This is a genomic window from Wolbachia endosymbiont of Ctenocephalides felis wCfeT (genome assembly GCF_012277295.1).
Classification (GTDB): domain Bacteria; phylum Pseudomonadota; class Alphaproteobacteria; order Rickettsiales; family Anaplasmataceae; genus Wolbachia.
In genome coordinates, this window is record NZ_CP051156.1 from 461,036 (window position 1) to 475,027 (window position 13,992).

At 36.1% G+C, this 13,992-nt stretch carries 9 protein-coding genes and 4 pseudogenes; 1 reads left to right on the forward strand and 12 read right to left on the reverse strand.

The genetic code is table 11. The annotated features are described in order from the left end of the window. Window positions 1–128: 128 nt before the first annotated feature. Entirely contained in the window at window positions 129–1,235 is a 1,107-nt protein-coding gene (locus HF197_RS02235; protein ID WP_168464105.1) for a hypothetical protein, read from the forward strand. Window positions 1,236–1,302: 67 nt separating this feature from the next. Here the strand turns inward: HF197_RS02235 and tnpC (HF197_RS02240) are convergent. From tnpC (HF197_RS02240) to tnpC (HF197_RS02290), 12 genes and pseudogenes are all read right to left on the reverse strand, one after another. Then, window positions 1,303–2,663: pseudogene (gene tnpC, locus HF197_RS02240) on the reverse strand (IS66 family transposase). A 51-nt stretch (window positions 2,664–2,714) separates the two neighbouring features. Next, the gene (locus tag HF197_RS02245; RefSeq protein WP_168464106.1) at window positions 2,715–3,185 is read right to left on the reverse strand and encodes a BON domain-containing protein; all 471 of its coding nucleotides are present in this window, start codon (window positions 3,183–3,185) and stop codon (window positions 2,715–2,717) included. Between the two features lie 221 nt (window positions 3,186–3,406). After that, window positions 3,407–4,144: a 5'/3'-nucleotidase SurE gene (surE, locus tag HF197_RS02250; protein ID WP_168464107.1), complete on the reverse strand. Its 738-nt coding sequence runs from the start codon at window positions 4,142–4,144 to the stop codon at window positions 3,407–3,409. A gap of 563 nt (window positions 4,145–4,707) precedes the next feature. Beyond that, window positions 4,708–6,044: pseudogene (gene tnpC, locus HF197_RS02255) on the reverse strand (IS66 family transposase). A gap of 97 nt (window positions 6,045–6,141) precedes the next feature. Next, complete coding sequence (gene tgt / locus HF197_RS02260; protein ID WP_168464108.1) at window positions 6,142–7,317, reverse strand: tRNA guanosine(34) transglycosylase Tgt; 1,176 nt, start codon at window positions 7,315–7,317, stop codon at window positions 6,142–6,144. Next, window positions 7,318–7,818: an NADH-quinone oxidoreductase subunit NuoE gene (gene nuoE, locus HF197_RS02265; protein WP_168464109.1), complete on the reverse strand. Its 501-nt coding sequence runs from the start codon at window positions 7,816–7,818 to the stop codon at window positions 7,318–7,320. Window positions 7,819–7,925: 107 nt separating this feature from the next. After that, the gene (locus tag HF197_RS02270) at window positions 7,926–9,488 is read right to left on the reverse strand and encodes a penicillin-binding transpeptidase domain-containing protein (protein ID WP_168464110.1); all 1,563 of its coding nucleotides are present in this window, start codon (window positions 9,486–9,488) and stop codon (window positions 7,926–7,928) included. Further along, the gene (locus HF197_RS07405) at window positions 9,443–9,745 is read right to left on the reverse strand and encodes a polysaccharide deacetylase family protein (protein WP_246168564.1); all 303 of its coding nucleotides are present in this window, start codon (window positions 9,743–9,745) and stop codon (window positions 9,443–9,445) included. The genes HF197_RS02270 and HF197_RS07405 overlap by 46 nt, the downstream gene beginning before the upstream one ends. Window positions 9,746–9,805: 60 nt before the next feature. After that, window positions 9,806–10,129 (reverse strand): polysaccharide deacetylase family protein, encoded by a 324-nt coding sequence (locus HF197_RS07410; RefSeq protein ID WP_246168566.1) that lies wholly within the window; start codon window positions 10,127–10,129, stop codon window positions 9,806–9,808. A gap of 219 nt (window positions 10,130–10,348) precedes the next feature. Then, entirely contained in the window at window positions 10,349–10,831 is a 483-nt protein-coding gene (locus HF197_RS02280; RefSeq protein ID WP_168464111.1) for a hypothetical protein, read from the reverse strand. Between the two features lie 84 nt (window positions 10,832–10,915). Beyond that, window positions 10,916–12,426: pseudogene (locus tag HF197_RS02285) on the reverse strand (YifB family Mg chelatase-like AAA ATPase). A 74-nt stretch (window positions 12,427–12,500) separates the two neighbouring features. After that, window positions 12,501–13,861 (reverse strand): annotated as a pseudogene (gene tnpC, locus HF197_RS02290) (IS66 family transposase). Between the last annotated feature and the right edge of the window lie 131 nt (window positions 13,862–13,992).

Below are 13,992 nucleotides of genomic sequence, written 5' to 3' on the forward strand. Positions count from 1 at the left end.
TAGTAAAAAGCTTTTTGCATTGAAAAATATTAAAGTAAAAAATAGATTTGTTTTAGAATAAATTTTATTGATTTTGTCTCAATTTTATGCCATGCTTGGCAATATTTGATATATGTGAGGTATAATCAATGACTAAAAAAAATAATGTACTAAATTATGTGGTAATTGGTGCTGGTACTGCAATTCTACTTGGATCTGGAGTGTTGACTGTGGTACCTTATGTTGGGTTTTTAGCTTCAGTTGCAGCTTTAAATATAAGTCTTCCATTTGTTGCAATTTGTGCTGTATTTTCTGTTGTAACTATTGCACTTTCTTACAAATCTATTCGTGAGAGTAAAGTTCTTGCTGAGAAAGAAAATAAAATTTCCGAAATGGAAAAGCAGTTAGCTAAGAAAGAAAAAGTGATAAAGGACAAGACTGAGCTTATCGTTGAATTTAATGAAGAAGGCAAGCAAAGGCGTCAAGAGCGTAAAGAAAAACAAGCAGGAGCTTGCGAGATGGACCTAAGGAGCCTATTTAAGGAGGAAAAGCAAGCAGAAGATTCAGATATGGATTTTAGTAACCTGTTTAGTGAAAATGCTAAAAACGGCAATAGGACTTCTAGTATAGAGAATCAGATAGTTGAAAAGAAAAAATCATATGCAGGAAAAGTTGTTTTTAGAGCGCTGCCTGTGGTAGCTTCTATACTCTTTATTAAGGAAGGTTTACAAGTTGCTAGTAATGTAGTAAGTAACCCTATTGATAGCACAGTAGGTCAGAGTTTACCACTCGATATTCCCTATCAAGTTGCTGGCAATGTAATAGATAATCCTATTAATAGAGTAGCTCTTCCTTTTAATTCATTTTTGGAAAATAGGGTAGATGAATATAATGATACACTAATATGCGCTCTGGGTAGCTATAACCATAATTTTAGCATACCTGAAAAAAGCAGTAGGGGTGTACTTTCAAACATGCTCAGTAGGTTTATGAGTTATAGTAACGATACATGCGCTCTGGAGAATCCTGAACATGATTTCAGTGTATCTTCTAAAAAAGCTGATAATTCAAGCATGTTTAGTAAAGCTAAAAATTTTGTACCTAATGCTATAAGTGATATTACAGGTTGTGAGGGTCATTATGTAGACGAAGAGTATCCTAATGCTACTTTATCAAAGCCAAGAACTATGAATAATTTGGTTTCTTTGGAGCAAGTGAATTATTGCCCTCTAAATATATACGCTTCCTCTCTGTAATCATTGATCCAACTATGAACTATGCGTGGCTCATAGTTGGGTGTATGTATCCATTCAGGTGTATGGCTTAAGAAGCAATAGCCAGTAGGTTTTGAAAAGGATTTAACTTCTTTTGCCTCCAAGTCAAGTACAATGAAATTATCCTCTCAAGAAACATATTTCCCCGTTTCGATTGTGTAAAATATGAAACTTTTCGGTAAACAACGTAATGCCGAATCTGTCGCTCAGCATAGTTGTTTGTCAGTGGAATATTTTCTGGATCGTCCAAAAATTTCCACATCATCAGATCCGATTTCATGATATTTTTTGCTACTCGAGACGCTCCAATTGCCTCGGGTAAATTTGATATATTCTTTAAGTAATATCTCGTTCGCTTGCGTAATTTTCTTGCTCTTCTTATGAACCTTAATGTGTCTATTTCATCCTTTAACAGAGCTTTTTTCAATGCAAATAATTCAGTAGCAACATTCCTTAAATAATACCCCAAAACTTTCACTTCGCTATTCCAACTATGAGACAACCTTTCAAAATCTCTTGCTAAATGTGCCCAACAGACCTGCCTTTTCTTGCTGGAAAAGTAGTTGTAAGCTGCATATCTGTCGGTCACTACTAGGTTGTTATTCTTTCCAAATTTACTATTTTCCAGGACTTTCATCCCTCTTGACTCTGTCAATTTGATCACACTTCCTATTTTGCTCGCAAACATCCAGCACCAGCCCTGTTTACCTTTGTTGTAATGGCTAGTTTCATCGATATGTAAAATTTTGCTCTTGCTTACCTCTTCCTCAATTTGCTCATATGCTTCTTGGCATTTTTCTGCCACTCTAGCCTCGCTATTTGATACACTACCGACGCTGATATCCAGGTTGAAAATGTCCTTTATAATATTTGCCACTTCTTTTTTCGAATTCTTGTAAAATCCACTTAATGCTGCAATTACTGACTTAACTCTTGGACCAAATGTGTCCGCAGTTACTCCTTCTTGTAGCTTGCTACTTTTTCTTTTTCCACATCTTTTGCAACGTCCATGCTCTAGTTGATATTCAACTACATACGGCTTGATTTCCGGCAAATCGACCTTTTGATGAGTATACGGATCTTTTGATACCGCAATTTCTCCTCCGCACTCACACGTATTGGGCAGTTCTATTTTTACCATCTCATCTGCCTCCATTTTAGGGCGGTAACTGCCTTTATGTCCAACCTGTGCTCCTACTTTCCTGTCACTTTTTGGCTTATTTTCCCTCATCTTATATAATTCTTTGGAGCTTGGTATAGATGAATTTTTTGAATTTAAGCCAAGCCTTTCTTTTAACTCAGCGTTTTCGATCCTTAGCGCTTTATTTTCTGCTTTAAGCTCTTCTATTTTTGTTTCTAACTTTTCTATAGTCTGCTTAAACTTTCGCAAAATTCTAAAAGATCAACCATATTACCTCACAGCCACTCTAGTTTACCTTTTTAGCATTCCTTGTCTACTCTTTATTTTACCGCCCGGCTGAATGGATACCTTGGTCTCACTGTTATGTTATTAGTAACGTACGTTACACCATACAGATCTTGTACAGCCTTTTTAGCCCGCTCTTTTTGGTAATTATATTCAACATCACCAGTTAAAGTTAGATGCCCATTCTCCACAGCTACTTTAATCCGCTCATGTGGTACGAAAAAACTCCACTCTAAAGCGTTAATAGCAGCTTTTACTATATCAGCATCACTTTTCTTGTAAGTTGAAATAAGCTCCACATCAAGCTCATTAGCTACACCCTTGACTTTTGCAACCCTTTCTACAGCCTTTTCAGCAGTATACTTTTCTGCGTAGCTCTTAACCTTACCACCTAACACAACTATCCCATTATCTTTAATTGCAACAGTTATGTTTGACTCATCAAGGCTAGGTTCAAACCTTAATTTATCCATGACGTTAGTATATAATTCACCACTTGTTACCATAGATACCCCCACAAAAAACTTGCTTTATCTTCTACACTCAATCAAGCATAAAAGATAATTGCAGGTGTTTTAGAAATAAATTTTGACTTGTCAAGTACATTTTTTTATTTTTTTTATTTTGTTTTTACAGAAAATAAATTAACATAACTCTTGTCCTAAGTAATATGGACTAGGCAGAGTAAAAATACCCTGCCTAGTCCATATTTATTTTTTTACAGAAGCTATAGCCCCAGAATTGGAAGATTTCTCATAGTATTGAGCGTATCATAATCCGTAAAGTCTAGCTTTATTGGTGTAACAGTGATAAATCCTTCTTTAATCTTGCCTATGCTTCCGCTGCCTGAGTGCTCTCGAGACCAGTTTAAACTTAGGGAACCGTTTGAATCTTCATCAAAAGTTAAGTCACCATCAATATCATACTCACCTTGTTCTGCAAATTCCATACCTTTTACTTTTTCCGTGGCAGGAAAATTTACGCTCATCACTACGTTTTTAGGCCATCCGATCTCAATTAACTGAGTAATGACTCTTAGTGCAAAATTCTTTGTATTACTCCAATCTATTTTGCCATTACATACCTGGCTTAGTGCAATTGAAGATATAGACCTCGCAGCTCCCTCCATTGCGGCACCAATAGTACCTGAATAGCAAACATCATCTCCAACATTTGAGCCAATATTCACTCCAGACAATATTAAATCTGGTTTTTCATTCATAATTTTATTTAGTGCAATAATAACACAATCTGCAGGAGTGCCAGATATGCTAAATTCCCTTTCACTGTGTTGATTGACTACAATAGACCGTTTTGCTGGATAATCAAGAGACCTTGCTGCTCCACTTCTATCTGCATCTGGTGCTATTACCCACACTTCTGACGTAAAATTTTGTGCAATTTCTTTTAATAATTTTATACCCTCACTTTTGAAACCATCATCATTTGTTATTAGTATCTTCATATAAATTTATTTACTCATTCGACTTATATTTAACCAAGACTCACCGAAAAAACTGATTCAGCAATTTATTGTCATTTTAGTGTGAGAAGCCGTGTCATCTGAGTAGCTGATTCACAGCTATACAAGCGTTGCATTTTCCTCTAGGCAGAATGTCATCCCAGTGCCCAGACACTGGGATCCAGCCTTTAAATCCTATTCAAAATAACTTTTACATTCATCATCTGTGCCCAATTAAAATTCCTGGATCCTAGTGTCAAGCACTAGGATGACACCCTTCTGTGGGCAACTGGTCCAAAACACAATGTGCATACAGTTGTGCATCAGTTACTTGGATGACATCATCATATAACAAAGTTACCTGCCCTTCTAATGAACTAAAATCACAATGTTCTTATCTTACCACATCTAATCAAAAATAACAGTCTTTATCTATTTACCATATTCTATTTATATAATATTAAACAATTTTATGTAAATATGCTGCTTTAAGCATTTGGTTAAGGGATTATGACAAAGATATATCCATTCAGGTGTATGGCTTAAGAAGCAATAGCCAGTAGGTTTTAAAAAGGATTTAACTTCTTTTGCCTCCAAGTCAAGTACAATGAAATTATCCTCTCAAGAAACATATTTCCCCGTTTCGATTGTGTAAAATATGAAACTTTTCGGTAAACAACGTAATGCCGAATCTGTCGCTCAGCATAGTTGTTTGTCAGTGGAATATTTTCTGGATCGTCCAAAAATTTCCACATCATCAGATCCGATTTCATGATATTTTTTGCTACTCGAGACGCTCCAATTGCCTCGGGTAAATTTGATATATTCTTTAAGTAATATCTCGTTCGCTTGCGTAATTTTCTTGCTCTTCTTATGAACCTTAATGTGTCTATTTCATCCTTTAACAGAGCTTTTTTCAATGCAAATAATTCAGTAGCAACATTCCTTAAATAATACCCCAAAACTTTCACTTCGCTATTCCAACTATGAGACAACCTTTCAAAATCTCTTGCTAAATGTGCCCAACAGACCTGCCTTTTCTTGCTGGAAAAGTAGTTGTAAGCTGCATATCTGTCGGTCACTACTAGGTTGTTATTCTTTCCAAATTTACTATTTTCCAGGACTTTCATCCCTCTTGACTCTGTCAATTTGATCACACTTCCTATTTTGCTCGCAAACATCCAGCACCAGCCCTGTTTACCTTTGTTGTAATGGCTAGTTTCATCGATATGTAAAATTTTGCTCTTGCTTACCTCTTCCTCAATTTGCTCATATGCTTCTTGGCATTTTTCTGCCACTCTAGCCTCGCTATTTGATACACTACCGACGCTGATATCCAGGTTGAAAATGTCCTTTATAATATTTGCCACTTCTTTTTTCGAATTCTTGTAAAATCCACTTAATGCTGCAATTACTGACTTAACTCTTGGACCAAATGTGTCCGCAGTTACTCCTTCTTGTAGCTTGCTACTTTTTCTTTTTCCACATCTTTTGCAACGTCCATGCTCTAGTTGATATTCAACTACATACGGCTTGATTTCCGGCAAATCGACCTTTTGATGAGTATACGGATCTTTTGATACCGCAATTTCTCCTCCGCACTCACACGTATTGGGCAGTTCTATTTTTACCATCTCATCTGCCTCCATTTTAGGGCGGTAACTGCCTTTATGTCCAACCTGTGCTCCTACTTTCCTGTCACTTTTTGGCTTATTTTCCCTCATCTTATATAATTCTTTGGAGCTTGGTATAGATGAATTTTTTGAATTTAAGCCAAGCCTTTCTTTTAACTCAGCGTTTTCGATCCTTAGCGCTTTATTTTCTGCTTTAAGCTCTTCTATTTTTGTTTCTAACTTTTCTATAGTCTGCTTAAACTTTTGCAAAATTCTAAAAGATCAACCATATTACCTCACAGCCACTCTAGTTTACCTTTTTAGCATTCCTTGTCTACTCTTTATTTTACCGCCCGGCTGAATGGATACATTGATTAATAGCTTTGCCTATTGAATCCAATTATTCTGTTCATCACTCAGCCTATCTTCTAATATTGCTTTTCTTATTGACTCCATCAACTTATTCATAAAGAAAACATTATGAATAGTGATGAGCGTGTGAGCTAGTATCTCTTTTGCTTTTAATAAGTGATGTATATAAGCTCTTGAATGTCTTTTGCAAGTAAAGCATAAACAATCGCTTTCAATTGGGTTATCATCAAGTTCAAATTGCCGGTTCCGCAAGTTAATGTGCTCTTTACATTTTGAAGACAGGGAATTTCTGTTCTTTACTTTGACTAGTGCACCACCATGCCTTGCCAAGCGAGTTGGATGTACACAATCGAACGTATCAATGCCGAGACTCACTCCATAAAAGATGTCTGCAATTCCACCAATACCCAGTAAATGAGTAGGCCTATCTTTTTTTAGATGCTCTATAGTGAAAGAAACCACATCGTACATCTGTTCTTTACTTTGACCAAGTGACCCACCTATTGCCTGACCAAAAAACGGTAGATTATTGATGAAGTCACAGCTTTCTTCGCGCAAATCTTGATATATACCGCCTTGGCTAATTCCATACAACTCTTGTTTACCAGAGTTATTTCTTTCAAACTCTCTTAATGAGCGTTCAGCCCATCTATGGCTCATTCGCATTGATTTTGCCGTATATTCTTTGCTGACATGAAATGGAGTGCATTCATCCAAAACCACAATTAAATCTGCACCTAATTTCTGTTGAATTTGTATTGATCGTTCAGGTGTGAGACAATAAGTTTTGCCATTAATATAAGAGCGAAAAATTGCTCCATCTTCATTGATTTTGATTAATGTCTTCTGCTTTTTTCTTATTCCTTTAATCTCTTCTGAAACTGATCCATGACCCAAGCTAAATATTTGATATCCACCAGAGTCAGTTAACATCGGCCCATTCCATCTAGTCATTTTGTGCAAGCCACCAAGCTTTTCAACTGTGTCCTCTCCAGGCTGAAGCATGAGATGATAGGTATTGGAAAGTATAATCTGAGTTCCAGCTTCTTTCATTCTTTCAATATCAGCACCTTTTATTGCAGCTTTTGTTGCACAGAATATAAATGCTGGTGTTTCCACAATTCCATTTGGAGTTTCAATTTTTCCAACTCTTGCAGAGTCAGATTGCTTAATTACCTCAAATGCAAACATTTATTTACTCGAAAGCTCTGCTATAATGTTTTCTACCTTTTCAGGGGTTAGATCCTCATAAAAGTCATTATTTATCTGCACAACAGGAGCATTAACACATGCACCGAGGCATTCAACTTCTTTTAATGTGAAAAGATTATCTTGAGTAGTTTCACCGATGTTGATGCACAGCTTCTCTTTAAAAGCATTTAAAACCTCCTCACTATTACATAGCCAACAGGGAGTGGTTCTGCAGATTTGTATTAGGTATTTACCTACCGGTTTTAAGTTATACATGGTGTAAAAATTTGCCACTTCATATACGCGAATATGTGGAACGTGCAGCATGTCAGCAACATAGCGCATAGCGGACTCAGGCACCCATCCACACTGTTCCTGCACCAGATATAATAACGACATAACAGCACTAGCTTCTTTACCTTTTGGGTACATTTTTATCGATTTTTCTGCTTTCTTAAGATTTTCTGGCGTAAAACTAAACTGCTCTTCCTTCTCTGTCATTTAATGGGACTCATGTAATTTTTAACAGAGTATACCTATAGAATTAATAATTGCAATTATTGTTAATACCAACAATATGAACTACATGTGAAAAACAGAATTGATTCTCATAGTAGTGAACCCAATTGAAGGTAAATACTCTCATATATCTTATCTGCTATAAGAAAGTCCTGACGTGGAGATTTGCCATGCTCTATAAATACAGAAACGGCATAACGTGGATTATGAAAAGGTCCATAAGCAGTAAATAATTTGTGACTTTTATCTTTAGCACTCATCTCTGGTGTGCCAGTTTTTCCAGCGATTTTCATACTACTGAATCTTTTTTTATAGTTGAATGCCGTACCAATTCTAGAATTAACTACATCAAACATGGCTTTTTGAATTATGTTGAGGTGCTCATGATTTATGTCAATATCAGGAAAGTCTTGTATTATATTACTCATCTCTATGCATGGCATTACTTCTTTACCTGTTGCAAGCCTTGCTGAAAGCACAGCAAGTTGTAGAGGTGTTATCAGAATGTATCCTTGCCCTATAACTAAGTTAATAGTATCACCTAACTGCCATAACTCCTTCATACGCCAACTTTTGTTAGGTAGTAATCCAGATGATTCTTCTTTGAATGTTTTGGTTAGTGCTCCATTTCCAATACCAAACTTGCTGGACATTTCAACAAGAGAGTCCACATCTATTTCCTTTCCTATGTTGTAAAAGTAAACATTGCATGAAGAAGCTATAGCTTCATTTAGGGAAACATATCCATGACCACTACTTTTCCAACAACGAAAATTTCGCTCGCCTATTTTCATGTGACCTCTGCATAAAAACTCTCTATCTGGTGTTATTATGCCATCTCTTAAGGCTGCAAGCGCAACTATCAGCTTAAAGATTGAGCCAGGAGGAATTTGATGTGATAGTGCACGATTTACAAGCGGCAGCGAAGGAGAATTTAAGCTTTCCCAAGTCTCATTTGATAATCTACTAGTAAAAAGATTATTATCATAAGCAGGTGAATTATATAGCGCTAAAATTCCACCATTATTTATATCAATCGCTGCAACTGAACCTTTATTATTTCCAAAGATTTCGGCTATTTCTTTCTGCAGATTAATATCGATTGTTAGTTGTACGCTTTGTCCATCTTGTTGCGGTATGCTTGATAGCTCTTTTGTAATCTGTTTTCTTGAATTTATTTCTTGTTGAGATTTTCCTGGCCTGCCTTTTAATATATCATCATATGTGTATTCAATGCCGCTTACTCCCACTTCACCGATATTCTGTTGTTTTTTTGTATATCCCAGTATGTGAGAACATATTGAACCAAAGGGGTAGTAACGTCTATAAAGCGCATTTATTTTTGCTTCTGATGATTTTGATGCAACTTCAGACCAGTCAATCTCCCTATTCGTAGCCTTTTGTCCGTCAAATAAAACAAAATATGAAATTTTGTTTACTGCAAGTTCAACATTATTTCTGTCTAAAATTTTACCTCTTTGAGGCATGATAACAGTGACTCGCACCCTGTTTTTATTGGATAGTATTTCGTATTTTTGTTTATTTTTTATTTGTAGATTATATAGTCTATAGCTGAAAACGGCAGAAATAGTTAGCTGGAAACCACCTAGTAAGAATGCTCTGCGGTTAAAGACTTTGTTTTTTTTCCGCATAAAATTTCTACACTCTCATTTTTTACTGCATTACATACTCTTCTTTCCCATTCACTTAAGGTAACAAACTTATAGCCTAACTTTTTTAATATCTTAATAATATAAGGTAAAGCTTCAACTGTATTTGATTTATTTTCATGATCGTGAAACAGTATAATTGCTCCATTATGTACATTACTTACCACTCTTTCAACTAGAGTTTCTGATTTATCGCCACGCCAGTCGAGAGAATCAACAGTCCATAATATTGAATACATATTGAGCTGCTCAGTGTTTTCAATTAAATTATCATCATGACACCCATATGGTGGACGAAATCATTTTACATCTTCTTTCGTGATACTTTTAATTGCCAAATTTGTTTTATCCAGCTCTTGCATTTGCTCTTCACTGGAAAGCGATGTCAGCTTTCTGTGTGACCAGGAGTGATTACCAAGCTCATGGCCAGCTTTGTGAATTTTTTCTATTACATTAAAAGTTCTTGCATTTATACGCCCACCAAGCACAAAAAATGTCGCTTTTGATTCATGTTTTTCAAGAGCATCAAGAATATTATTTATCTTGCTATAAGATGGTCCATCATCAAACGTAAGGGCAACAAACTTATCACTTCCACTCAGTAGCTTCTTTATACTGTTCAAGCCTTTATATGATAAATCTAAATCACAACTAAGCCCACAATATTGCAAATTAAAACCGCAACTGTTACTGAAAGCTATACTTGAATATAATAAGAAGAAAAATATTACTAATTTTCTGAATTGTATCATCAGTTATCAATGTATACAAAACTTAACTTTGTTACTTATCAGATAAAAGTCAATAAAAGGGATGAAATCCATCCCTTTTGTTAAAAATTACTATTCACTATGGCCTTGTACTGGTGATAATTTAAGTATGCCTCTAAGCCCATCTAATATAGTTTGTGGACCTGAGTTTGGGTCAACTTCATTCACAAACTTACCTACCTCATCAAGCTTACTTGCTTTATCATGATTCTTATATGTAAGAGCACCAATAATAACTGCTGAAATTAGTAAACAACTAGCCAGAATTGTTATTTCTTTATTGGCCTGTATCCATTCAGCTGACTTACCGAATACAGCTACAATACCAGAACCTAAATCATTAATCAATCTTGCATACCCTGAATCTGGACACTTATAATAATAACCTGTAAGCGCAAGTGCTACAATCAATAACGATGTACCAGCTATCCCACCACCTGTTTTCCATGGATTTTTTTTTGCCAAATCCCAGCCTTGAACAGGAACTTCTTTAGTTGCTGCCCAAAAACCATCTTGATTATATTTATCCTTTATTGCTTTTATTCTTAGTCCCATAACTCTACCTCTTAAATAGAATATTAAAATTTCATTAGGCGGAGTATATAATGAGAAAAGTAGCCTGTCAACCATGCTAATTTATTAATATGTCCTTATTCTATAATTCAATGCTTCGGCAATGTGTGCTCTCTTTACTCTCTCGCTTTTTGCAAGATCGGCAATGGTTCTTGCAACTTTTAATACCCGTGTGTAACCCCGATTGGAAATATAATTTTCTTTTAGCACATGCTTTAATAATTCTAATCCTGCTTGATCCGGCTCGGTAAATTTATTCAATGCTTCACCACTTACTTCTGCGTTACAGCGAATATTTAATTTACTATAACGCTCAGTCTGGATTTTTCTCGCTGCTATCACTCTTTCCCTTATTACTTCAGTACTTTCTCCTTCCATAGAAACTTCAGGAGAAAGTATGCTGACATTTGGCATTTCGATCGATATATCTATTCTATCAAGCAGTGGTCCTGAGATTTTATTTTTATAATCTGTACCACATTTTGGTGCTTTATTACATGAACGATTATCATCACCTAAATAACCACATCTGCAGGGATTCATTGCCGCAATCAATTGAAAATTTGCTGGGTAGGTGATGTGCGAATTCACTCTCGCTACGGTGACTTTTCTATCTTCAAGAGGTTGTCGTAGAGAATCAAGCACCAACCTTGGAAATTTTGGCAACTCATCAAGAAATAGCACTCCATTATGTGCCATTGTGATTTCTCCAGGCTTTGCATTTTTTCTACCTCCAATCATTGCTGGCATGGAGCACGAATGATGAGGTTCGCGAAAAGGGCGAGTTACCTTAAATATCTCATTACCAGCTTTTATTATGCTTGAAATAATATTCACGTCAATCATTTCCTGCTCAGTTAAATCAGGCAATAATCCTACAAAACGCTTGGCGAGCATCGACTTTCCAGTGCCAGGAGGTCCAATAAGCAGCATATTATGACCACCTGCTGCTGCAATCTCTGCTGCTCTTTTTGCAACCACTTGACCTTTGATATCTTTCATATCGGGAATTGATTTATTTTCCTTGGGTAAATCACTATAGTTAAAAACCACTGGCGTAATTGATCGCTCGCCTTTGCAGTGTTTTATAATGTCAGTTAATTTCTCTATTGCTAAAACTGAAACGTCTTTTACCCAAGCAGCTTCCATACCGTTTCCTCTTGGGCAAATTACTCCTTTCTTTTCTCGCTTAGCACTTATTATTGTTGGTAGCACTCCTGAAACTGGTATTACCCTACCATCAAGCGCCAACTCACCCATGATTATATAAGACTGAACTTTTTCAATTGGTACGACATCCATCACCACAAGCAATCCAATGGCGATTGCAAGATCATAATGACTACCTTCTTTCAACAAATCTGCAGGAGAAAGATTAACTGTGATTCTTTTTGGAGGTAAAAGCAAATTAATTGAATTTAATGCAGCTCTGATGCGTTCTCTAGATTCTGCAACAGTTTTATCTGGAAGGCGCCTACAATGTTAAAAGCAGGAACTCCGTTTGCCATGTGAATTTGCGCATTCACGTTCACTGTACTAATTCCTTGAAGCGCAACGGTGTTGATGTTTGCTATCATTATATATCATGTTAATTTATTAATATGATATATAAAAAGGTTAATACAAGTAAGTATCCATTCAGATGTATGGCTTAAGAAGCAATAGCCAGTAGGTTTTGAAAAGGATTTAACTTCTTTTGCCTCCAAGTCAAGTACAATGAAATTATCCTCTCAAGAAACATATTTCCCCGTTTCGATTGTGTAAAATATGAAACTTTTCGGTAAACAACGTAATGCCGAATCTGTCGCTCAGCATAGTTGTTTGTCAGTGGAATATTTTCTGGATCGTCCAAAAATTTCCACATCATCAGATCCGATTTCATGATATTTTTTGCTACTCGAGACGCTCCAATTGCCTCGGGTAAATTTGATATATTCTTTAAGTAATATCTCGTTCGCTTGCGTAATTTTCTTGCTCTTCTTATGAACCTTAATGTGTCTATTTCATCCTTTAACAGAGCTTTTTTCAATGCAAATAATTCAGTAGCAACATTCCTTAAATAATACCCCAAAACTTTCACTTCGCTATTCCAACTATGAGACAACCTTTCAAAATCTCTTGCTAAATGTGCCCAACAGACCTGCCTTTTCTTGCTGGAAAAGTAGTTGTAAGCTGCATATCTGTTGGTCACTACTAGGTTGTTATTCTTTCCAAATTTACTATTTTCCAGGACTTTCATCCCTCTTGACTCTGTCAATTTGATCACACTTCCTATTTTGCTCGCAAACATCCAGCACCAGCCCTGTTTACCTTTGTTGTAATGGCTAGTTTCATCGATATGTAAAATTTTGCTCTTGCTTACCTCTTCCTCAATTTGCTCATATGCTTCTTGGCATTTTTCTGCCACTCTAGCCTCGCTATTTGATACACTACCGACGCTGATATCCAGGTTGAAAATGTCCTTTATAATATTTGCCACTTCTTTTTTCGAATTCTTGTAAAATCCACTTAATGCTGCAATTACTGACTTAACTCTTGGACCAAATGTGTCCGCAGTTACTCCTTCTTGTAGCTTGCTACTTTTTCTTTTTCCACATCTTTTGCAACGTCCATGCTCTAGTTGATATTCAACTACATACGGCTTGATTTCCGGCAAATCGACCTTTTGATGAGTATACGGATCTTTTGATACCGCAATTTCTCCTCCGCACTCACACGTATTGGGCAGTTCTATTTTTACCATCTCATCTGCCTCCATTTTAGGGCGGTAACTGCCTTTATGTCCAACCTGTGCTCCTACTTTCCTGTCACTTTTTGACTTATTTTCCCTCATCTTATATAATTCTTTGGAGCTTGGTATAGATGAATTTTTTGAACTTAAGCCAAGCCTTTCTTTTAACTCAGCGTTTTCGATCCTTAGCGCTTTATTTTCTGCTTTAAGCTCTTCTATTTTTGTTTCTAACTTTTCTATAGTCTGCTTAAACTTTCGCAAAATTCTAAAAGATCAACCATATTACCTCACAGCCACTCTAGTTTACCTTTTTAGCATTCCTTGTCTACTCTTTATTTTACCGCCCGGCTGAATGGATACATATATATACCTTATAAAACTTGTCAATTAATTATACTAATCAAATTATTAT

What these genes read in the sequence shown, in the direction of transcription:
- tgt (WP_168464108.1), bottom strand. Translation starts at nt 7,317, where the DNA reads ATGTTTGCATTTGAGGTAATTAAGCAATCTGACTCTGCAAGAGTTGGA.
- HF197_RS02270 (WP_168464110.1), bottom strand. Translation starts at nt 9,488, where the DNA reads ATGCGGAAAAAAAACAAAGTCTTTAACCGCAGAGCATTCTTACTAGGT.
- surE (WP_168464107.1), bottom strand. Translation starts at nt 4,144, where the DNA reads ATGAAGATACTAATAACAAATGATGATGGTTTCAAAAGTGAGGGTATA.
- HF197_RS02280 (WP_168464111.1), bottom strand. Translation starts at nt 10,831, where the DNA reads ATGGGACTAAGAATAAAAGCAATAAAGGATAAATATAATCAAGATGGT.
- HF197_RS07405 (WP_246168564.1), bottom strand. Translation starts at nt 9,745, where the DNA reads ATGTATTCAATATTATGGACTGTTGATTCTCTCGACTGGCGTGGCGAT.
- HF197_RS02235 (WP_168464105.1), top strand. Translation starts at nt 129, where the DNA reads ATGACTAAAAAAAATAATGTACTAAATTATGTGGTAATTGGTGCTGGT.
- nuoE (WP_168464109.1), bottom strand. Translation starts at nt 7,818, where the DNA reads ATGACAGAGAAGGAAGAGCAGTTTAGTTTTACGCCAGAAAATCTTAAG.
- HF197_RS02245 (WP_168464106.1), bottom strand. Translation starts at nt 3,185, where the DNA reads ATGGTAACAAGTGGTGAATTATATACTAACGTCATGGATAAATTAAGG.